The sequence below is a fragment of the Bacillus sp. C1 genome (assembly GCF_054570475.1).
In genome coordinates, this window is sequence record NZ_JBTMZT010000003.1 from 128526 (window position 1) to 149680 (window position 21155).

Annotated in this window: 20 protein-coding genes and 1 pseudogene; 5 read left to right on the forward strand and 16 right to left on the reverse strand. The window is 33.8% G+C overall.

The features are described 5' to 3' along the window. Positions 1-244 precede the first annotated feature (244 nt). Complete coding sequence (locus ACX5JI_RS11645; protein WP_459501207.1) at positions 245-2125, reverse strand: ABC transporter permease; 1881 nt, start codon at positions 2123-2125, stop codon at positions 245-247. 269 nt (positions 2126-2394) lie between these two features. On the opposite strand from ACX5JI_RS11645, the gene nadE reads away from it, so the two are divergent. Further along, positions 2395-3213 (forward strand): NAD(+) synthase, encoded by an 819-nt coding sequence (gene nadE, locus ACX5JI_RS11650; RefSeq protein WP_459501208.1) that lies wholly within the window; start codon positions 2395-2397, stop codon positions 3211-3213. Between the two features lie 84 nt (positions 3214-3297). Here the strand turns inward: nadE and ACX5JI_RS11655 are convergent. The 4 genes and pseudogenes from ACX5JI_RS11655 to ACX5JI_RS11670 all read right to left on the reverse strand — a co-directional run bounded on the left by ACX5JI_RS11655 (position 3298) and on the right by ACX5JI_RS11670 (position 6178). Continuing rightward, positions 3298-3759: pseudogene (locus tag ACX5JI_RS11655) on the reverse strand (NUDIX hydrolase). Beyond that, entirely contained in the window at positions 3752-3982 is a 231-nt protein-coding gene (locus tag ACX5JI_RS11660; RefSeq protein WP_459501209.1) for a DUF4083 domain-containing protein, read from the reverse strand. Before ACX5JI_RS11660 ends, ACX5JI_RS11655 begins: the two are co-directional and overlap by 8 nt. A 108-nt stretch (positions 3983-4090) precedes the next feature. Continuing rightward, complete coding sequence (locus ACX5JI_RS11665) at positions 4091-5251, reverse strand: transglutaminase domain-containing protein (protein WP_459501210.1); 1161 nt, start codon at positions 5249-5251, stop codon at positions 4091-4093. 189 nt (positions 5252-5440) lie between these two features. Then, positions 5441-6178, reverse strand: a complete 738-nt coding sequence (locus ACX5JI_RS11670; protein ID WP_459501211.1) for a YwqG family protein — start codon at positions 6176-6178, stop codon at positions 5441-5443. Between the two features lie 238 nt (positions 6179-6416). Between ACX5JI_RS11670 and yjcZ the strand changes: the two genes are divergently transcribed. Beyond that, positions 6417-6554, forward strand: coding sequence for a sporulation protein YjcZ (gene yjcZ / locus ACX5JI_RS11675; protein WP_459501212.1), 138 nt, complete (start codon positions 6417-6419; stop codon positions 6552-6554). Positions 6555-6643: 89 nt separating this feature from the next. Continuing rightward, on the forward strand, positions 6644-7573 hold the full coding sequence (locus ACX5JI_RS11680) for a patatin-like phospholipase family protein (RefSeq protein WP_459501213.1): 930 nt from the start codon (positions 6644-6646) through the stop codon (positions 7571-7573). A 209-nt stretch (positions 7574-7782) separates the two neighbouring features. Here ACX5JI_RS11680 and ACX5JI_RS11685 read toward each other — a convergent pair whose 3' ends face one another. From ACX5JI_RS11685 to ACX5JI_RS11695, 3 genes are all read right to left on the reverse strand, one after another. After that, the gene (locus tag ACX5JI_RS11685; protein ID WP_459501214.1) at positions 7783-8616 is read right to left on the reverse strand and encodes a VanW family protein; all 834 of its coding nucleotides are present in this window, start codon (positions 8614-8616) and stop codon (positions 7783-7785) included. A gap of 225 nt (positions 8617-8841) precedes the next feature. Beyond that, positions 8842-9009, reverse strand: a complete 168-nt coding sequence (locus ACX5JI_RS11690) for a DUF3933 family protein (RefSeq protein WP_459501215.1) — start codon at positions 9007-9009, stop codon at positions 8842-8844. A gap of 66 nt (positions 9010-9075) precedes the next feature. After that, the gene (locus tag ACX5JI_RS11695) at positions 9076-10527 is read right to left on the reverse strand and encodes an aminotransferase-like domain-containing protein (RefSeq protein WP_459501216.1); all 1452 of its coding nucleotides are present in this window, start codon (positions 10525-10527) and stop codon (positions 9076-9078) included. 121 nt (positions 10528-10648) lie between these two features. Here ACX5JI_RS11695 and ACX5JI_RS11700 point away from each other — a divergent pair, with 121 nt between their 5' ends. After that, positions 10649-11260, forward strand: a complete 612-nt coding sequence (locus ACX5JI_RS11700) for a LysE/ArgO family amino acid transporter (RefSeq protein ID WP_459501217.1) — start codon at positions 10649-10651, stop codon at positions 11258-11260. Positions 11261-11379: 119 nt separating this feature from the next. Here the strand turns inward: ACX5JI_RS11700 and ACX5JI_RS11705 are convergent, their stop codons facing one another. The 8 genes from ACX5JI_RS11705 to ACX5JI_RS11740 all read right to left on the reverse strand — a co-directional run bounded on the left by ACX5JI_RS11705 (position 11380) and on the right by ACX5JI_RS11740 (position 20253). Continuing rightward, a complete protein-coding gene (locus tag ACX5JI_RS11705) occupies positions 11380-12621 on the reverse strand; it encodes an MFS transporter (protein WP_459501218.1) in 1242 nt (413 codons plus the stop codon). A gap of 214 nt (positions 12622-12835) precedes the next feature. After that, complete coding sequence (locus ACX5JI_RS11710; RefSeq protein WP_003197017.1) at positions 12836-13042, reverse strand: alpha/beta-type small acid-soluble spore protein; 207 nt, start codon at positions 13040-13042, stop codon at positions 12836-12838. Between the two features lie 265 nt (positions 13043-13307). Further along, positions 13308-13844: a GNAT family N-acetyltransferase gene (locus tag ACX5JI_RS11715; RefSeq protein WP_459501219.1), complete on the reverse strand. Its 537-nt coding sequence runs from the start codon at positions 13842-13844 to the stop codon at positions 13308-13310. Between the two features lie 172 nt (positions 13845-14016). Next, on the reverse strand, positions 14017-14694 hold the full coding sequence (locus ACX5JI_RS11720) for an MgtC/SapB family protein (protein WP_459501220.1): 678 nt from the start codon (positions 14692-14694) through the stop codon (positions 14017-14019). Between the two features lie 226 nt (positions 14695-14920). Further along, positions 14921-15577 (reverse strand): YkyA family protein, encoded by a 657-nt coding sequence (locus ACX5JI_RS11725; protein WP_459501221.1) that lies wholly within the window; start codon positions 15575-15577, stop codon positions 14921-14923. 17 nt (positions 15578-15594) lie between these two features. Next, a complete protein-coding gene (locus tag ACX5JI_RS11730) occupies positions 15595-16416 on the reverse strand; it encodes a peptidoglycan-N-acetylglucosamine deacetylase (protein WP_459501222.1) in 822 nt (273 codons plus the stop codon). Positions 16417-16666: 250 nt separating this feature from the next. Beyond that, a complete protein-coding gene (locus tag ACX5JI_RS11735) occupies positions 16667-17665 on the reverse strand; it encodes an LCP family protein (RefSeq protein ID WP_459501223.1) in 999 nt (332 codons plus the stop codon). A gap of 278 nt (positions 17666-17943) precedes the next feature. Continuing rightward, positions 17944-20253 carry a glycoside hydrolase gene (locus ACX5JI_RS11740; protein WP_459501224.1) on the reverse strand — a complete coding sequence of 770 codons (2310 nt, stop codon included), beginning with the start codon at positions 20251-20253 and terminating at the stop codon, positions 17944-17946. 156 nt (positions 20254-20409) lie between these two features. Here ACX5JI_RS11740 and ACX5JI_RS11745 point away from each other — a divergent pair, with 156 nt between their 5' ends. Further along, entirely contained in the window at positions 20410-20991 is a 582-nt protein-coding gene (locus tag ACX5JI_RS11745) for a hypothetical protein (RefSeq protein ID WP_459501225.1), read from the forward strand. Positions 20992-21155: the final 164 nt, after the last annotated feature.

Genomic DNA, 21155 nt, shown 5'->3' on the forward strand with positions numbered 1-21155 from the left:
CAATTATTAAAACCTTCCACGTATTTCCATAAAATAAAACTTTAATTAGTAGGGGTTTTCTTCATCTCCCGCTGATGATTAGCCCTCACCAATCGTGCTTTTACGGGCAGCCGGATCCCCGCCTCCCTTCCTTGCTTCTCTCTGAATCTTGAGATGGAGGTCTTACTGCCCGCAAATAGCAGGATAAAAATAAAAAATCTCCTAACGTCATATGTTAAGAGATTTTTTATAAGTTACTATATGATTAACGCATTCGTAATCGTTCTTTCAATTGCTTTAAATAACGGAATCGTATCAAAATGAAGTATACGATTTGAATTCCCACAAATATACTTAGTACAATTACATTCTCTTTTAGAAGTGAATACTCAAACATTTGTCCTAAAGCGGTTAAAGCAACCGCACCGTGTAATGTTGCAACACCAACTGGAATAAAGAACAGTAACGCCAATCGAATGGTTACTACTGTTGCTAACTCGCCACTTGTTAATCCCACTTTTCGAATAGAATCAAATAAACGATAATCATCCTCTAAGTCAGAGAATAAACGGAAGTATAGAAAACTACCTGCACAGACAAAAAAGACAATACCAATAAAGAATCCTACAAAAAAGACGGGTCCAGCAAATTGTAAAGCCTGATTTTGATCATATTCCGCTGCGCTAAATTTTGCGTATTCTTGATAAGATTTAATTTGATTTGTTATTTCTTTTCCAGCTTCAACTTCATTTTTTGTTTCCTTTGTTTTATACATGTAATCTTTTACTTCTTTAAATCCATCTTGTAATGCATTATATTGATTTTCTGAAACTACATATATATTTCCAGTAAGTACCTTACCAAGAGAAGAGGTGTTAACTTTTTTCACCTGTAACGGTCGGTTATCATTCGGTAATTCAATTGTTTTTCTCTCTTTCTTCGGTGGACCTGGTATTTCGATCGAAAGAAATAAAATTTCATTTTGACTGAATGAATCAACTGACTCTCCCGTTAACTTGGCATACTTTTTATAATCAGATTCTCTTACAAAGGTCACATCTCGTAACGATTTATCTTCCGTCTGCTTTGAGACAACCTCTATTTTCCCAGCAGATATATGATGTTTATTCAATGTTTGTTCAATAAATTGGACATGCTTTGATTCATTTTCATTCCCTTGTTTAGAGTGATAATGAAATGCAATAGGTTGGTCCATAATTCCCTTTGTTATAGAAGCAAAGCCAACTAATGTGCCAATAGCCGAGAAAGCTACAGTTGAAATGATCGTAACAATAAAGAACATCCGCGCATTATCTCTCATACGGTACGCTAAGTCTGAAAGAGTAATAATATTTGTTCTTGTCCAATAGAAACGTTTACTCTTCTTGCATGCACGAATAAGAAATACACTGAGCTGCTTATACAATAAATATGTGCCAATAATGACAACTGTTGTTACGGGAATCAACATAATAAACACCATTGCACCATGTGAAGATAACGCACCTACATATCCTGCACTAAGCAATAATATCGCTAAAATAGAAGATATAATAGATGCTTTCGGTTCAGGCTTTGCTTGAACTGATCCTCTAAATAATTTCATAATTTGATTTTTACGTATCATCCCTGCACTAAAGAATGAAATAATCATAAATAAAATGAAAAACATAACACTTGTGACAACGATCGCTTTTGTTGGAATATAGTATACCAGCGATATATCTAGTTTCAATAACAATGGAGCAATCCAAATTAATACACCTGAAAACAGCATACCACAAATAATCCCTGCAATAATTGCCGCGATTCCTAACATGACATTTTCAAAAAAGACAAGACGTTTTAATTGAAATTTCGTCATACCTAACATCATTAAAATCCCTAGTTCACGCTTTCTTGTTTTCAAAAACATTCCCATTGAATATAAAATAAAGAAAAATGTAAAAAGATAAATAATAACTTGCGCAAAAGACATACTTACAAATACATATTGACCTAATTGACCTGCGCTTAATGCAGGATGAAAAGCAAAAAATGAGTAAACGAAAAAAGACATGATTGCAAATGCACTACTCAAAAAATAAGCCGAATATGTTCTTCTATTTCGCGTTACATTACGAAACGCTAATTCTCTAATATTCATGTTGTTACCTCCGCCCTCTTACTAGCTATATCGCTATCATAATAAACCGCGGAAATATTTGCCATTGATTCAAATGACAAAAACCTTACATTTTTGAAAGGTTACAGAAAAATTGATTAACCAAAACATTTTCTTTATAATAACTACATTCATATTCATACTTCACCCTATTGTATATTCGTTAATTTTGCGAAATAATAAGAATGGAGATTTATGAATCCGTACATATATATTTACTACTCGTTCTATATGAATAGGAGGAAACCATAATGACATTACAAGAACAAATTATGAAAGCATTGCATGTACAATCTGTAATTGATCCAAAAGTAGAAATTCGTAAACGAATTGATTTTCTAAAAGACTATTTAAGAAAAACAGGTGCAAAAGGTTTTGTGCTTGGAATTAGTGGTGGTCAAGATTCTACACTTGCGGGCCGACTAGCGCAGCTTGCAGTTGAGGAAGTTCGCAATGAAGGAAAAAATGCAACATTCATTGCTGTACGTCTTCCATATAAAGTACAAAAAGATGAAGATGATGCGCAACTAGCACTTCAATTTATTAAACCAGATCAATCTGTTGCTTTTGATATCGCTCCGGCTGTCGATGCATTTTCTAACCAATATAAAGACTTATTAAACGAATCCTTAACAGACTTCAATAGAGGAAACGTCAAAGCTCGCCTTCGTATGGTTACACAATATGCAATTGGCGGACAACAAGGTTTACTTGTTATTGGAACAGACCACGCTGCTGAAGCTGTAACAGGTTTCTTTACAAAATTCGGTGATGGTGGCGCGGATCTTTTACCACTAACAGGCTTAACAAAACGTCAAGGCCGTGCATTATTACAAGAATTAGGTGCTGAAGAACGCCTTTATTTAAAAATGCCTACAGCAGATTTATTAGATGAAAAACCAGGTCAAGCTGACGAAACAGAATTAGGCATTACATACGATCAACTAGATGATTACTTAGAAGGAAAAACAGTTCCAGCGGACGTTGCTGAGAAAATTGAAAAACGTTATACAGTAAGTGAACATAAACGACACGTACCAGCATCGATGTTTGATGATTGGTGGAAATAAACATGAAAAGAGAAAAGAAGCCAATATAAACTGGCTTTTTTTCTCTTTCATGTCTTATCAATAACACTATCCTTTTACAATCCCTTAACGATATACAGCCACTCTTCCCTCCAAAATATCGTCTAAACAATCCCGATGTTGTTCATTAAATAAAGTTGGCACTTGATCTAACGAAAAGAACTTCAAATCCAAAGTCTCTTCTCCATCTATTTTTTTACTTCCACCAGTTAAAGAGAATTAAAAAAACAGTCCAATTGTCTGTGCTTGATCTCCATTTGGATATGTATGAAAATATTTCGTATATACACCAATAAGTTCATCTATTTTCACATCATATCCTGTCTCTTCTTTTATTTCTCGAATTGCCGTTTCTTCAGCTGATTCACCGATTTCCATTGCCCCGCCAGGAAATCCTCACCCTTCATTATCTCCCCTTTTTTGTAACAGTATTTCTCCCTCCTCATTAAAGACGCATCCCCCTGCAAAATTTAAAATGATATAGTCATGCCCCACCTTTTTGCGTATGTCTTTAATATAATTAGCCATCTTCTTCCTCCCCGACTGCTTTATGGTGCTCTTTATCTCTATCCAGTAATTCAATAATTCTATCGAGCTTTTCTTCGATGTTTCTAAAATGGGCTTTGTTTATAGAAGCGCTTAACAATCTCCTTTTTATAAACAAAGTAAGTGAAATACAAAACAAAACAATTAGTCCGATTATCACACATAAGTAAGCGGTTGCGAATATATCATTTTCAAACAAAGACATTCTACACTCACACCCTTCTCCTCTTAATGATTTTACCATATTTTAACTATAGCAGACTCCTTTCTAACTATCACAAAAAAGAGCACCTATTACAGATGCTCTTTTTCATTAGTAAGTAAATGTAATTGTTGCCAATGAATATCCAGCTTGCGCACTATATGGCGCTACTTGATAAGAAACTCGCTTTGCTCCTTTTGGCCAAGAAAGTTCATTTAATACTTTTTTAATATCTTGCATCGTTCCATCCATTGACTGTTTATAGCGTAGTTCTACTTTTGTCGGTTTTGCTGCAAATTGTTGCTGTAGTTTTTTCTTGAAATCATTGTAGTTTTCCGCCCCATACTGAGTAGACAAATAAACAAGGCTTGTATCCTTTAACATTTGTTGATATACCATTTTTTTAGGGCTACCTGCCTTGATTTTACTTGTTAATTCATTATAGTAACTTGTTGTTGCTTTTGGGTATTTACTGCGATCCCATTGATGATCTTTGCTCAATTGTTCATCTGACATATTAAAGTAAGAATATGTCACACGACCTGCTTTATCTGGAACTGGATCATCAAATGTAGTATCAAGATGATACCATTTATTCTCGATTTTCACTAAATTCCAAGCATGAGCTTGTCCATTCCCTTTTCCTGTTACAATATGAGATTGAATCCCTGCTTCTTTTAGTAACTGATATGTTAATAGTGTATATCCTTGGCACACAGCAGAACGATTTGCTAATGCTTCATATGCTGTATAAGCCTTATAAGAAGTATCATAGGAAACATGTTTTACAACATAATCATGAATAGCCTTTACTTTTTCATGCTCATCCATACCAGTCTTCACAATAGAGCTTATAATTGATTTTGCTTGCTTCTTTACGTATTGTGTTTGTTCTTTTGATTCACGATATGTAATTTTTAATGTAAATGTATAGTTTCCTGGTATACCACGTATGGAGTAATTTGTACTCGCGACATTATATTTTAAGTACTCATCTGCATCTACTATTTTATTATACTCTTTAAAAAGAGTATCCATTACGCCTTTAAGATTCTTATCTTTTGTTTTATATGCGATTGTAATATTCTCTTCGCGATTATCAATATGTTTTTTTAATTCTTTTCGAAATGCTTCTAATAATTTAGCATCTGGTTGTGTAACCACCACTTTTGAATTTGTAGCTGCATAGGATACAGCTGGAACTTGTAAACTACCAATCATAAACGTTGAACAAAGTGCGACAGTAGCTACATACTTGCTCGTTTTTTTCATCTCGTCACGTCCTTCTATTTAAAATCATACAAAAATTTTTTCGCATATTTTTAGAGTATACAATATTTTTGAAAAATAAAATATGAAATTATGCATATTTATTTATTAATTATCACCTACCGTCAAAACAACTCTCAAAATATACAAAAAGCAGTAGTTCTTCAAGGGGAGTGAACTACTGCTCTTTTGCTAACACGATTGTAATATACAACATGTATTTTCAAAACGACGATATTTTAAATCCTCATTACTAATACAAAAATACAGCATACCTAAATCTCCCCACATCATATTACAGTTCTTATAATCAGAGTCAATTTGGAATAACAATTTCATATCATTATAATTTGTACCGACATATTCCCCTGCTTCCTCAAATACTTCTGTTTGAACTGAGAATGGTTCACCAAATAATTGATGGTTATCATAATGATCTGGAACTAACTCCTCTAATAATTGTAAAAATCGATCCGAATCAGCTTCATCTTCAATAAACAATTCTGGCAACTTATATGTTAATTTAAATGTTATTGAACATTGTGCATACTTCATATGTTGATCATTTACCCTTTGTAGTTGCCCGGCCGGAACATCATAATAGAGAACACGCCAAGCACCTTCATGTTGATTATTTCCACTATAGAAGAAATACAGCATACCTGTTTCAGGTAAGTCATGTTCCATACCTACATCTTGTAAATCAGCTAGATTAAATTGCGCAATAAAATCCAAAGCTTTTCCTTCATAAGTTGGATATTCAAATACAGATGGGACATCAGGAAGTCCCCCTATCTTTGAACAGCCAATGTGAAGCAACTCTTCTTGTCTTGGAATAACTTTTACACATGGAAATATAGTCGCTAATAGCTCACTTTTTATATGTGTTAAATTATATTTATCAATTAGTAAATCAATTTGATTTTCCATAAATTCTCCTTACGTAAATGTACTTATTCGTATCATAGCATAAATATGACATCTCTTTCATCCTGAAAAATCAAAATAACCTATTCAAAAAAAATGGGCTCATTCTTAGGACGCGAACAAGTTTAACTTCGCATAGTATACATTGTTCCTACAAATAAGATCTTTCATCATTCCTTATAACAGACCCTCATATTTCAATTTTCTTTATTTTAACTTTTATTATAAGGAGGCATTCCACATGGGTTATGGTGGTTACGGTTGTGGTTACGGCGGTGGCGGTGGTTGCGGTTTCGGCGGTTTCGCTTTATTAATTGTTCTATTCATTCTTTTAATCATCATTGGAGCTAGCTGCTGGGGCGGCTTCGTCGGTTGCTAAGTAAGCTTTACAAACTATTGTAAAAAAGCACGTGATTCGCGTGCTTTTTTGCTATATAAAATCTATAATCTTTGAAAGGAATTATCTCTATGAAAATCGATGGTGTCTTTGAAGGTGGCGGCGTCCGAGGAATTGCACATGTTGGTGCAATTTGCTCATTGGAAAAACATGGTTACGAATGGGAACGCGTAGCAGGAACATCAGCTGGAGCTATTATTGCAGCCCTTTTGGCGGCAGGCTACTCTTGTGAAGAATTGAAAAAAATTATAAATAAGGTTGATTATCATCAATTTATAAAAAAAACTTTACTTGATAACATTCCTTTTGTAGGGAAAGGATTAAATGCATGGACTAAATTAGGAATTTATTCAAATGATTTTTTAGAAAAATGGTTAGAAGGCTTACTACACAAAAAAGGGATTCATAATTTTAGTGATTTAGCTAATCCACAAAACTTAAAAATTATTGCATCAGATATTAGTAATGGGAAGATGGTCATTTTTCCCGATGATTTACCACAATACGGATTTACAAATCAAGATTTCTCTATCGCAAAAGCAGTAAGAATGAGCAGCACCATCCCTTTCTATTTCGAACCAGTAAAATGGAAAACACCAAAGTGGAAACAACCGTGCTATATAGTAGATGGAGGACTTCTCAGTAATTATCCAATTTGGATTTTCGACTCATCTCATATACCCCGTTGGCCAACTTTTGGGTTTCATTTTGTAAAAGATGAAATACAAGCTGAACCGCTTCCTTATAAAGATCCCCTCTCTATGTTTAAAGGCATATTCAAAACGATGATGCAAGCACACGATTTACGCCATCTAGATAAAGAATCAAAAGCAAGAACCATTACAATTCCAACTGGAACAATTACAAGTACAAAATTCCAATTAACTACCGATGAAAAAGAATGGCTCTATCAGTCTGGCTTTCGCGCTGCCGAAAAATTTTTACAGTCTTGGAATTTCAAAACATATATTAATCGGTTTAGACACGGGAATCGATTATAAAATCCACAGAAAAGCACATCTTGTTGTATTCATTTATTTTTACTTGAATATTGTAAGGCCACTAAATCAAAAAAAGAAATATGCTAAATAAACTAACTGTTGTATCCCACTACTTGTGAGCAATTATACCGCCAACTCAAAAACGGACGAAAGTAAAGTTGTTAGAGGTAAAATTAAAGTTTCATTTTATTATGCTTATTCATAAAATACTATTCCCCACTTTTACCACTACTATAAGCCAGAAGCGGCTCATACATCATTATTGCGTGATTTTCCGTTACATATTGATCCTCAACAAACTGTTTTTGTTGATTAAATACCTTACGATGTATGACATTACGCCGGATATAGCTACCCCAATAAGCTGGCTTAATCGCATGCTCTTTTTCATATACTTCATATTGATAAAGCTGCGGATAGGCTGTTCTCCATTCCCCTACTAAATGTTCGTCTGTCACGTAAAGATGAAGTTGATACGCTTGATCTGTTTCATTTTTTATTTGTAAATCAAGATAGTTATAGGAGCAAGTCGCACCACTTCCAAACGGCTGTGTACGCTTTGAATCAGGAAATACATCATAGCTATGACGATATCGCTCTGTTATGGTTAATGTTGTATGTAATGTCATCCAGTATACTAAATTGGAAAGTTGACAAAGCCCACCTCCAACTCCTGGTTTAAAAGTACCATAATGTAACACCATTCCTTCTACATACCCTTTTCTCTTTGTAGTCTTACCTATTAAACGCCAATAAGAAAATGTTTCTCCCGGCTTAATTACAACACCGTTTAACTGTTTAATTGCGATTTTCAAATTAATAATTTTATTCTCCTGATACCACATATCTACATCTTTAAGTTTACGACGCAGTATCGTTCGGTGCTGTATAACCGTACAAGGTAACTTTTCTTGTCGAAAAGTTTTAGCATACCTTTTCCCATCTGTTAGCCATTGAATACTCCTTTTTGCAGTGTAATACCAAGTTCCTAACATAATACGATACTTAGACCTTTTTTTAGGTCGTATGTTTACTTCATTCATTTTATTCTCTCCTCTATCACCTATATATTTTCTATAGTTAAAATAATCCTTATAAGCTCATTCAGCATTCTTATTACCGCCTTTAATATAATATCATAATATACAGAAATATTTGTATTGCTATCTTAAAAACAAAGAATCGATACTTGAAGTTAATCTTATACAAATATAAAAAAGAGCGAATCTTAGGATTCACTCTTTTTTTATATTTTAGTAACTTAACAATTAAGGATACTGTAATCCCTTCGCTTCTTCAGCAGTAACAACAACGTAGCGTTCGCCTGTCCTTAATCCTAATAACTCGGCTTTTTCAATTGCTTCTTGTCTTGTTTCTGCATAAGCAGCTAAATATTTATTTCCATCAATAACTTGACAAATAACATATTGTTTCATAGTTTTTCCCCTTTTTCAGTTACTAACATCTATACTATCATTTTTTACTTTTAAAAAATATGATGATTACATTGCAAGATTCTTTATTAATCTCGCAATCGTTTTAACACCTTTTTCTATATCATATATGGAGGCATATGAATAAGAAAGGCGTAAATATTGACTTGCATTTCTATCATACACATTTCCAGGGTTGAGTAGAATTTTTTCTTGTAATGCTTTTTCAAATAATTCTCGTATTGAAATGTTTGGTTTAATTTGTAGCCAAATATAAAAACCACCAGCTGGCATTTGCCAAGTTGCCACATCTCTACAGTATTTCTCTAGCATTTCTAGCATAAAATCTCTCCGCTTTTTTAAATCAATGCGTATTTGCTGTATATGTTTTTCATATAACTCACTGGCAAACCATTCTGCAGCAGCTCGTTGTGATAACGAACTCGAGCCGTAATCCATTTGCATCTTTATATCTGCCAATCTTTTAATAACTGGTTCTGGCCCAACAACCCAGCCAATTCTTAAACCAGGACTAATAACTTTTGACATACTTCCAATATGTAATACGATCCCATTTGTATCATATGCCTTCAATGGTGGTGGCGAGGGCGCATCAAGCCATAAATCTTGATACACGGCATCTTCAATTATAGGTAATCCTATTTCATTACATACTTTCATAACTTCTTGCCTTCTTTGTTTATTCATCACAAGACTTGTTGGATTATGAAAAGACGGAATGGTATATAAAATAGAACCATTGAACTGTCTTTTGTATTTTGAAATAAGTGATGGCTGGACCCCATACTCATCCATTGGAATCCCAAACAAACGCATTCCTGCAGACTGAAACACATTGAGAGAGTATAAATATGATGGTTTTTCAAGTAAAATGGACGACCCTTTGCACAGAAGTCCCATCGAAATCAGCTGCAGTGCTTGAATTGCTCCCGAAACAATTAATATAGATGCTGGTGATGTAACAATATCATATTTTTGTAGATACTTTGCTATTTGCTCCCTCAATTTCAAGTCCCCTCTTGGTTCTTCGTATCCTAAAGGAATTTGTTTATAGGAAAGTTCCTTCATGATTTGCTTCATTTTCTTCTCAGGTAAAAGTTCTTGTGAAAGTTCACCAGTTCCTAGTCGAATAATATTTTGATAAAATTCAGCTTGATTAATTTCTTGGATGGTAGGGAGATTCGGATAATGGATTCCTGTTTCTACATAAGAATTCCAGTTAGGAGGCGAAGTCAAAGTTGATACACTCCATGTATCGTTTCTCACAATTGTCCCTCTTCTCCCCTTTCCTTCAATTAATCCTTGCGCTGCTAATTCATCTAAAGCCATTACAATCGTACTTCGATTCACTTCAAACATTTTCGCAAAATCTCGCTGTGATGGTAATTTTGTACCAACCGTCCATTCTCCATTTATAATCTTCTCTTTTATATACTCCTCAATTTGTTTGTATAAAGGAACTAAAGAAGATCCGTTTGGCTTCCAGTCAAATCGTTCCATATTATCACCCCACTTATTTATGGTTGGCTTCTTACCCAACCATATGGATGGATACAATTTCAATTTTCTTTTATAAAATATACACTATCATATTTTAATAATTTATATGGGAGGAAATAAAATGACTGAAGCAATCCTTCACGGAATGGTTCTTGCGCTTGGACTCATTATTCCATTAGGTGTACAAAATGTCTTTGTCTTTAATCAAGGTGCTAGCCAGCCAAATATGTGGCGAGCTACACCGGTTATTTTAACCGCATCAATCTGCGATACAGTTTTAATTTTGATTGCAGTACAAGGTGTATCACTTATACTTCTCACCTTTTCATGGTTAACAACAACACTTTATGTAATTGGATTTTTCTTTCTCATTTATATGGGATGGCTAATTTGGAAAAGTGATTCTACAAAAGAAGCAATTGAAGTAAAAACGATGACGATTAAAAAGCAAATTCTCTTTGCCACGTCTGTTTCCTTATTGAATCCACATGCAATTCTAGATACAATTGGCGTCATTGGTACAAACTCTATTCAATATGTAGGCGGCGAAAAATGGGCTTTTACTTTCACAACAATTACAATTTCTTGGCTTTGGTTTATTGGTTTAGCATTTACAGGGCAGATGCTTGGAAAAATAGATCCATCAGGGAATACAATTACAATTCTAAATAAAATTTCAGGGGTTATCATTTGGGGAGTTGCTCTTTATATGCTAAAACAACTTATTATGTAACAAGTAAAATAATGCGAGTCACATATTAACAACATTTAATATGTGACTCGCATCCATATGCGCAAATACAATGAAACTCTAGTTATTATGAATATTGAACAGTAAGAAAAATCACAAAATCAATTTCGGCTGTTTTTCAAAAGAGCGTGATCTTTCTCTGGTTTAATCCAAACGATTGTAACCACTGCTCCAACGATTGCAAAGATGCTTGTTAAATAAAAAACTTCATGATCTGATCCCTTCATAAAAAAAGAATAAAGAGGTGGACCTGCAGCTACCCCAATAAAACGCATTGAACTATAAAAAGAAGTAACAGTTCCTCTTTGCTCTTTTTCAATCCCTTGTGTAATAAGGGCATCTAAACATGGTAAAACAATCCCGATTCCACTCCCCATAACAACAAGACAAACCATGACTAAGTAAATGCCTTTTAAAAATAATGGGAGCATAACAGACGCTGCAGCTAATATAAATCCGATATATATACATTTTTTCATAACGGCTTGGTTATCACCAATCTTCTTCCCAGCCATGTATGAACTTAGAGATAATATAAGCAATGGAATCGCAAGTATACACCCTTTCCAAATTCCATGAATGTTGTATTTCTCTTCTAATATCGTAGATAAATAAAAAAGAATACCGAATAATATAAGCATAACGATAGCACCTAATATAAAAATCGCTACTAACCATCTCCCCTTTTCTCGAAAGGTTAAACCGATTGATTGAATAAATTCTTTAAAAGGCGGTGCCTCATTTGCTTGTTTCTTTGCTTTTACTAATAGTAATAATAAAATAATAGCAACCGCACATAAAACCGGGATTGCCCAAAATGGTAAAAACCATACGATTGCCGCAAGAGCTGATCCTAATATTGGACTAAGAACTTTTCCAAATGTGTTTGATGTTTCAATGATTCCTAATCCAATACTTACTTGCTCTTCCTCTTTATATAAATCGCCAACACAAGGGATTACAACAGGCATTGCTCCAGCAGCACCTATTCCTTGAATCGCTCTCCCAATTAGAATCCATACATAGGGATTTTCCACTTTCCATGACACCCACCCCGTCATCGCACCACCAATAGCTGCAAGTAACAAACTTGGAACCATTACCATCTTACGCCCCCATCGGTCGGATAAATAACCAGCAATCGGAATTAACAAAATTGCTAATACGGAATATATTGTAATAATCATTGATGCTTGGAAAGAAGAAATATCAAGTTTTTTTTCAAGTGTGGGAAGAATCGGAATAAGCATAGAATTTCCTAATGTCATAACAAGTGGAACAGATGCAAGTGCAATTAGACAACCGTTTTCTTTTTTGAACATGTTGATTTCGAAACCTTTCATGTATTTCTTTCCATATAGTAGCCCTGATGAATTCCATCAGGGCTACTATATGTTGTCTGCTTTTTAACTTATATAACAAAAGAAATTAGAGTATAGCATTACTTCTATTTTTCCAATCCTTACAACAGTATATCCATGCTATTAAATGGAAAATTTATTTTCGGCTAAAAAAAAGAAAGGAAGCCTTCTTCCTTTCCTTTATAACTACTGTACATTAACGAGTATACCCGCCACCAAGCTGTTGTTCTGCCATAGCTACAAGACGTTTTGTGATTTCACCACCAACAGAACCATTTGCACGAGAAGAAGTGTCAGCACCAAGTTGTACACCAAATTCTTGTGCAATTTCATATTTCATTTGGTCAAGAGCCGCTTGTGCCCCATTAGATACTAACTGATTAGAATTACGATTTCTAGCCATTTCCGTTCACCTCCTTTACATATTAAAATGGATAGATTTCAAAAAAAAATACATGGTAAATTATGGTTACAACAAATGACTTATACTTTGAACTCACGAAAAAAAGAGTCTTGCAAAAAGAGACTCTTTTCTATTCACTCTTATATTATATTTACTTCAAAAACGAAAGCTTATATTTCATCATAAAATAGTCGTAAATACCTTTCTTTATGAAGATAATCTTGTCATTTAAAACACAATCTTGTTTACATAAAAAATTATTAGTTCACCTTTCTCTAATCAAACAGGAAAGCTTCCCTATATCTCTCCATCGGTATGCTGTTTCTTGAACATGTAACCTTTCTAAAAACTTTGTATCGACTCGCTCCGGAGAAAACTTTTCATAAAAGCCTGTTGAAGGATTATTCGATATAACCCAGACTAATATGGAACGAATGTCATTTTTTATAAATTCTGACACAAGTGTTTGAAATAATCGCTGTCCTACTTTATATCTTTGGTATTCTTCTAAAAGATAAATTGCGTATAATTCTCCATCACAATCATATTTTCCCGTTCTTTCAGGACCACCGTCAATGAATCCTATAATTGTTCCATCCGCATTTTCTGCTACATATGTATATTGCTGTGCTGTTGCTTGTTGAAAAATCATTTCCCGCTGTTTTTCCCGAGCTGCATATGTTACATTGTCTAAAACGTCGTCAGATACTATCCCCTTATACGTTGTTCGCCAACTATCAACATGCACTCTTACGATTCCTTTAATATCTGCTTTTCTTGCTTTCCGAATCTCTATTTGCACGCTCCATTCGCTCCCTTAACCTTAATATACGAAATGAATCCCCCGTCCATTTAGTATATCAAAATTTTAAAAGCTCCATATCACCCCTTTTTCAACAATATATTCTATATATCTTTTCTATCATGTAACAAAAACAAGCCCCCAATTGCAATTGCATAACTGGGGGCTTGTTTTATCTACTCTCAACTTCAACAGAAACAATATGATCAATTTCCTTTAACGAACTATATAATTCAGTCGTATACAAATCTTCAGATGCTAATATAACCATCTCTAGTTGTTGGGATTTATTATCAATATCTTTAATTTTCACACGCTTTACTTGCATATTCAAATTACTAATTTGTTTAAAAATACCATCTAGTTCTCGGTGATCATTTACAGTGATTTTAATGGATAGATCTTTTTGTCTTAAAGAATATGGACCAGCTATTTTCACAAGATGAGGCAATACATTTATCGCTAATATAATTAAAATCATCGCCACTGTTGCTTGTATATAAAAGCCTGCTCCAATTGCAATTCCTAAAGCAGATGCTGCCCAAACCATCGATGCCGTTGTAAGTCCTGAAATAACGTCATTATTCCTCCTTAAAATAACTCCTGCGCCTAAAAAGCCGACACCACTCACAATTTGTGCCGCTAAACGCATCGGATCCATATTCGTATGGCCTGGTGAAGAATAGACATTCACAGATTCAATCGAAACCATCGTAATTAAACAACTTGCAACAGAAATGACCATACTTGTTTTCACACCAAGTGGTTTATTCTTTAATTGCCTGTCAATTCCTATAAATAAACCTAAAAAGAGTGCCAAACCTAATTTGAGTAAAAATTCATATGTCATTTTTCAATCTCCTTACTTATATAATTGTTCATCAGTTCTTTTCTTGAACATCATTCCCGCTTTAAATATTACACTAGAAGTCTTTTAGAACTTCAATCTCAGTCTTGTCTGTTTTTCATATAAAAAAGCTGAAAAAACATAAAAATAAACGTTTTTTCAGCTTATTAACCATATATGAGTACTGTTTAAAAGTATGTATTACTTATAAATAAAAATAAAATGTGTGTTATTTTTGGTCCTTAATCTTTATTTCTGCTTCTTTATAAAATGCTAGTTTCTCTTCATTATACTCTTTTGTATATGCATTAAATTTCTCTTTTTCCTTTTGCATTTCTTCGGTCAATTTATTTCCCGCTTGCACTTTCTCACTGATTTCCTTTAACTTTGTTTCTTTTACTTTTAACTTTTCGTAAAGTTCTTTTTCAATCGCCATTGATTTCACATAGCTTTCATTCATTTTTTGAAAAGCATCGTAACGATTTTTATAAGCTTCTTCTACTTTTTTCGCTTGTTTTTGTATTTTTTTATCTTTAATTTTCTCTACGTTACTTTGAACTGATTTCGTTTCTTTCTGTGCTTTCTCTAAGGCATCCTTTTCACTTTTTAATACTTTTTCACGCTCATTCACATTTGAAACTGCTTGGTCTAATTTTTGTGCAACCGCCTCATTATGCTCTTTTCCTTCTGTTATAATTTGAGCATATAACTCTTGTCCTTGTTTTTCTAACGTCTCTAATTTTTTCGCATCTTCAAACAACGACTTCTCTTGTTTAGCTGCATTTTCAAATGCTACAAATAAATTTTCTTCTGGTTTTTCACCAAAACAACCTGATAATAATCCTACCGATAGTGCTCCAACTAGTGCTATTTTTCTGTAAACCAACTTCTTTTCCTCCTATGTTACATACGTTTATCATGCCAGAAATTTAACGGAAAATGTTCTCCCTCATGATACGCTTCAAACTCATAACCCTTTTCTTTTAACCCTTTTATAATTGCTGGTACTGCTGCAACAGATTGCGGATGAATATCATGCATTAAGATAACTTCTTTTGGATTCTTTGCACCTGCAAGTACATTTTCGACAATTTTTGCCGAGGCAACATCAACTGGGAGTTTATTATATTTCCAATCTAAAGAATCAATCGTCCAATCCCAAACTTTCAAACCACCTTCTACAACTTTATTACGAAGCGCTTCATTTAAACCAGGCATGGAACCATATGGAGGACGTGTTAATTTCGGTGCTTCTCCAATAATATTTGCAATTAATCCTTGATCTTCTTTCATTTCATTTACATACTCGCCGTTTGTATACAGTTTTTTGAAATCATGTGTCATACTATGCATACCTACATAATGACCTTCTGCTTTCTCACGCTTTACTAAATCTGAAAACTGTTTTACATTGGCACCAATTAAGAAAAATGTTGCTTTCGCATCATTTTGTTTCAATACATTTAAAAGTTCAGCAGTATATTTTCCTGGACCATCATCAAATGTAAGATAAGCAATTTTTCTTACTTGACCATTAAATTGAATTGGTGCGGTTTTATTCAGCTCGACTTTTGCTTGCTCGCTCGCAAGTTGTACTTCATTTACTTGATTTGCTACTGCTTTAGCCGGTGATGTGATTGATTGAAACATAAAATACCCAACTGCGATCGCAATAATAGCCACTATTGTAACTACAATACTTTTTACATTAAATACGTTTCCCATTCTATTAAATTCCTTTCCTTCTATTTATCTTATATAAATCTTCCGTTCATAGTAGTCTATATATTCCATTTCTTTCAAAATGAACATTAACTATATACAAAGGAAGTTTCATCTTAATTATTATACTCTTTAATCATTAAATAACAATATACAAATACTATTGTGTATGTAAACTTTAGACAACCCCAACACTGTTCCTCTATCATACATGTACGACAAATTTAAAAAGGTTGGCCAGACACCAACCTTTTTAGTTTTGTACTGCTTTTGGCGTAACCCCTAGATGTTCATTTAACTTTTTAGAAATTTCTTGCACATTTTTTTCATTTGGAATGTAATAATAAATACCACCCATACGTTTATCCGTACCTTCTACTTGCATTTTCTCCATCTGCAAGTCAGTTCCCGCCATATTTCTTGTAATAGACAGCATATCATCAAATGTTAAGTTTGTTTTCATGTTGTTATCAACTGCATCTAAAAGGGAGCCTAATTTACTAATGGATTGCACAGACATTGCTTTTTTCGCAATCGCTTCGATAACGAGTTGCTGTCTTTGACCACGCATCGCATCGCTATCAATTTTACGTGTTCTTGCCAATGCTAGAGCTTGCTCTCCATTTAAATGTTGATAACCTTTTTCTAAGTGAATCATACCTGCTTGGTCTTTACTATCTTGTTCGGTAAATGTAACTGGTACATCCACATCAATGCCACCAAGTGAATCTACAATTTTCACAAACGAATCAAAGTTAAATTTTACATAATAGTCAACTGGAACATTGAAAAATCTTTCTACAGTATCTCTTGTACTTTCAACTCCACCAAATACATGGGCATGCGTAATTTTATCCATCTTCTTTTTTGATGGAATATATACGCGAGAATCACGGGGAATACTTACTAATTTCACTGATTTATCATCTTTATTAATTGTCGCTAATAGTAGTGCATCGGTACGAACAGCTTCCCCGTATTGTCCTTTTCGAATATCGCTTCCATCCACACCCATAATTAAAACAGAAATATTGTCTTTTAACGGTTCAACCTCTTTATCCCGTTTAGTTGATTGATCAATTTTTGCATACGCATCACTTACAACCGCTTTTGCTTTATTATATAAAAACGAACCATATCCTACCCCTCCAAAAATGAGCAGTAAAAATGGGATCAAAACAAGCCATTTCACAGATTTTCTTTTAGAACGTTTCTTTTTACTTCTTGTATTTTGTTCTAATTCAGAACTCATGTCCATTCTCCTCTCTTTCTCTTTTCTTAGTATACTCTATGTTTATCAATCTTCATATTGAATTTCATTGCATTCACCTTACATTTTTGTAAGGTTTCATTGTAAAGAAGTAAAATCAATATATATTTCATTTCACATTATACTCGTGTGTTGTATTTTAACAAGACGTTACATGTTATTTCGAAAAAATTTACAATTCTATTTTCAATACTCCCGCAAAAAGACCGCTAGTTAGAACTTTCATTACATAACTAGCGGAATGGTTCTACATGTATTTTTTACTTTACATGCACTGCGGGTTTATAAATTATTTTCTTGCCTTCGTCAAAAATAACAGCTGACTTTGCTGATACTTTTGTATCTTCTATTTTCACATCTTGATTAGAGAAATTTACAATTACTTTTATATCCTTTCCATAGGAAGCTGTTTGCACAAGTCTATCTTTTGAAAGATATGCAAAATTCGTCATCTCTTCTGTTACTGCTTTTTTATGAAATGTCCCCCATGTTTTTAAATGATGCGTAATTTCATTTTTATGCTTCTTCCATTCTACTTCATCTAAGTGATATAAAGGTGGAACGTTATATAGTAGTTCATATAACATACGGTTTCCGACTTCATCTTTCACCTTCAAGCTCCCCCATTCCCAATGATGAGTTGTAATTACAGAGTCGTTGTACACTAATTTATATAAGGGGATTGAATACACAGGATTTAAATATACTTGCTTATATTCTTCCTTGACTGGTACTTGTTTTGCGTACTTTTCTGGAACGTTTTGATTTGGTGACCAGTAACCTCCAACATAATATGGGCTTGTCTTATTCTTTCTCATATCTTCATCAATCCATTTAATAACAGGTGTTTCAATACCATGTGCAAAGGCAATCACTTGACTTGCAAAATCATTTCCACCCTCAGAGCCAACAACCATACCTTTTTCTTCCGCGATATAATTCATCCGTTCTAAACGTGCTTTTAAATCTTGTTCTTGTGTTGTAATGTGTTTTGGAGAATAATCATCATAAATCTCCCCTGTAGCATCACAATCAATAAACCATGAATTAAATGCGGTACCATTATTTAATATGCTACTAACACGTTCTTTCACACTAGGCAAAGATAATGTCGGATTTAATTTACGGCCTCTCCCTAAAAATCCTTGTATTTTCTCACCATTCTTTTTCGCAACCGTTGCATCTTCAAATAGTGAAGGATCTTTAAAAGAAGCTGTATTCCAATTTTTATCACCTTTTTCGTGAATCGAATGATAAGAATCATATGGACCGACTAAATATCCTATTTTCTCAGCTTGCTTCACAAATTCTGGTTGAATAAATCCTTGCTCCCAATTCGGTAGTCCAATCCATGCACGATCAATACCTGCTTCATTCATTTCTTTTAATACATTTATTCCATCTCCACTCCCCCATTTTTCAACATCCTCAACTGCATCACCAAGTGTCGATTTCAACAAATGTTTATTTAAGCTATACAATTCCGTTTCAGTTAAGTGATCAACACCTTTTTTCAATAATCGACTTGCCTCATCATCAACTTTCGGAAATATTTCTTCTTTGTAAAACTCCCTCATTCCTAACACTTCGTTTATATAACGCAAAACAACATTTCTTTGATACGTATCAATAAAATCTTGCTTATTAATCTGATCAAACACACTCAATTCGCCAGGCTCTTTGCTATATTTTTGAATTAATTCTTTTATCCATCCAAATATAGGACTATCAATTTGTTGTCTGAATTTTGGCCAATCTATATTACTTTGCGCTAAAACATTTTGATTCCAAAAATAAACATGCGCTGCCCCGTATAACTTTTCAACTTCTTTATTTTGTTTTGCTTTCTCTTGTAATGTTTTAAATTCACCCTTCTCTACAATATTCTGTTTATATAATTTCGCAATATTTACTGCATGATTATCAGTCACATACATTTGAAAACTGTACGATTTATTTTTGTTAATACTCGGAAATTCATGGGTGAAATCAAATCCAATTTTCGGCTCAGAATGGAATTTCACTTCATTATTAAATATATTGTTTGCTACAAATACCATCGAATATTCCAAACCATTTAATGCAAAAAATTGCATTGAAAATGACTCAGCAAATGAATACGTTTCATCCTTTAAAAATCCCTTCCAATTCTCGTCATTACTCGGAATATACTTCCCTTCCCATAAAGGAAGTGTATAATTTTCAGCTTGTACCTTAGGCCAAGTAAAACTTTCTGCACCCGTAGATTCAATCTCAATATTTACATGATCTTTTTTCTTTTCTAAATTCACTTTCACCTTCTGATCTGGATATTCCCACGATGTATGTGTATCATCTTTTTTCAATTTTGATACTTTCATTTTCGGTAAAGGCTGTGATGCTTGCTCTTTCACTCCATCATGCTCAACCGTTAAAGCAAACGTTTCTGGATCCACCTCATACGTAAAATCTTTATATATTACTTTTTTTGCTTTGAATTCGTTTGAAACATTTTTTTGTTTCCAATTACAGCCCGTCAAAGCCGTAATTGTCATTGTTGTAAGAAGACATATTGTCATCATTCTTTTCATTTTCTGCACCTCCACCACTGAATATACAGTTGGTTTGTTACAGGAATGTGGCAAATCCTAACTCTTCGCTCAATGCAATACTATTTTTTTAACTTGTCCAAGCATCCCTTTCTAGCAATGAATACAATATATTAAAAATAAAAGGAGAGCAAACAAATGGCAGATTATAGTAAAAAGAAACATTGTCGTCATAACTCTGAAAACAATAGCCATCATTCAGAAAAACACGATAAAAAGTGCGAAGACACTGGTTCAAAGTCTAAAAAACATGAGAAAAAAGGAAAGTTAGTCGATTTTGATTATAAAAATTTAAGTCCCATAGCTGATCCTAATTTAGATGATATTCCAATCATCTCTCCTCTAAATGCACAGACTCCTTTTCCAATTGCATCTGTTACATTACACAATGTAGAAAAAGGGAATGTTGTATGGTTGAATGCACTCTATCATGTCGATAATGACACTACAAGTGGTAGCGTTAGAACAGCAGATATCGTCACTGCTATTTATAAAAATAGCATAGCTGAAAGTAATCTTATTTGGCGCTCAATAGTAGAGATTGATGCTCCTGAAGGAGATGACGTTTCACAAATTGTTGCACAGTTCGTTGATAAAATTACAGCTACTGAACCAAATGTAACCTATATCTTAACTGCACAATTGGGCCCACAGACTCCGAGTGCAGTCGCTGGAGTAGCTGGACCAATTACATTTACTGCTTCAGAAATTGCTTTCTAACTCTATTCTTACTACTGCATGCGCAACAAATCCTTAACTAAAAAATGACTACAGCACTTTTTGCTGTAGTCATTTTTCTATCTATTAATATGATATCTATAATCACAAGCAATCTGCAGCCATACACAATGGCAGCTCCAAGAAATTCTAAATTCTCTTACACA

Coding starts and splice junctions, on each gene's coding strand:
- ACX5JI_RS11705 (WP_459501218.1), bottom strand. CDS start 12,621: ATGAAAGGTTTCGAAATCAACATGTTCAAAAAAGAAAACGGTTGTCTA.
- ACX5JI_RS11685 (WP_459501214.1), bottom strand. CDS start 8,616: ATGAATGAAGTAAACATACGACCTAAAAAAAGGTCTAAGTATCGTATT.
- ACX5JI_RS11730 (WP_459501222.1), bottom strand. CDS start 16,416: ATGGGAAACGTATTTAATGTAAAAAGTATTGTAGTTACAATAGTGGCT.
- yjcZ (WP_459501212.1), top strand. CDS start 6,417: ATGGGTTATGGTGGTTACGGTTGTGGTTACGGCGGTGGCGGTGGTTGC.
- ACX5JI_RS11645 (WP_459501207.1), bottom strand. CDS start 2,125: ATGAATATTAGAGAATTAGCGTTTCGTAATGTAACGCGAAATAGAAGA.
- ACX5JI_RS11670 (WP_459501211.1), bottom strand. CDS start 6,178: ATGGAAAATCAAATTGATTTACTAATTGATAAATATAATTTAACACAT.
- nadE (WP_459501208.1), top strand. CDS start 2,395: ATGACATTACAAGAACAAATTATGAAAGCATTGCATGTACAATCTGTA.
- ACX5JI_RS11680 (WP_459501213.1), top strand. CDS start 6,644: ATGAAAATCGATGGTGTCTTTGAAGGTGGCGGCGTCCGAGGAATTGCA.
- ACX5JI_RS11745 (WP_459501225.1), top strand. CDS start 20,410: ATGGCAGATTATAGTAAAAAGAAACATTGTCGTCATAACTCTGAAAAC.
- ACX5JI_RS11665 (WP_459501210.1), bottom strand. CDS start 5,251: ATGAAAAAAACGAGCAAGTATGTAGCTACTGTCGCACTTTGTTCAACG.
- ACX5JI_RS11700 (WP_459501217.1), top strand. CDS start 10,649: ATGACTGAAGCAATCCTTCACGGAATGGTTCTTGCGCTTGGACTCATT.
- ACX5JI_RS11735 (WP_459501223.1), bottom strand. CDS start 17,665: ATGAGTTCTGAATTAGAACAAAATACAAGAAGTAAAAAGAAACGTTCT.
- ACX5JI_RS11720 (WP_459501220.1), bottom strand. CDS start 14,694: ATGACATATGAATTTTTACTCAAATTAGGTTTGGCACTCTTTTTAGGT.
- ACX5JI_RS11695 (WP_459501216.1), bottom strand. CDS start 10,527: ATGGAACGATTTGACTGGAAGCCAAACGGATCTTCTTTAGTTCCTTTA.
- ACX5JI_RS11740 (WP_459501224.1), bottom strand. CDS start 20,253: ATGAAAAGAATGATGACAATATGTCTTCTTACAACAATGACAATTACG.
- ACX5JI_RS11660 (WP_459501209.1), bottom strand. CDS start 3,982: ATGTCTTTGTTTGAAAATGATATATTCGCAACCGCTTACTTATGTGTG.
- ACX5JI_RS11690 (WP_459501215.1), bottom strand. CDS start 9,009: ATGAAACAATATGTTATTTGTCAAGTTATTGATGGAAATAAATATTTA.
- ACX5JI_RS11710 (WP_003197017.1), bottom strand. CDS start 13,042: ATGGCTAGAAATCGTAATTCTAATCAGTTAGTATCTAATGGGGCACAA.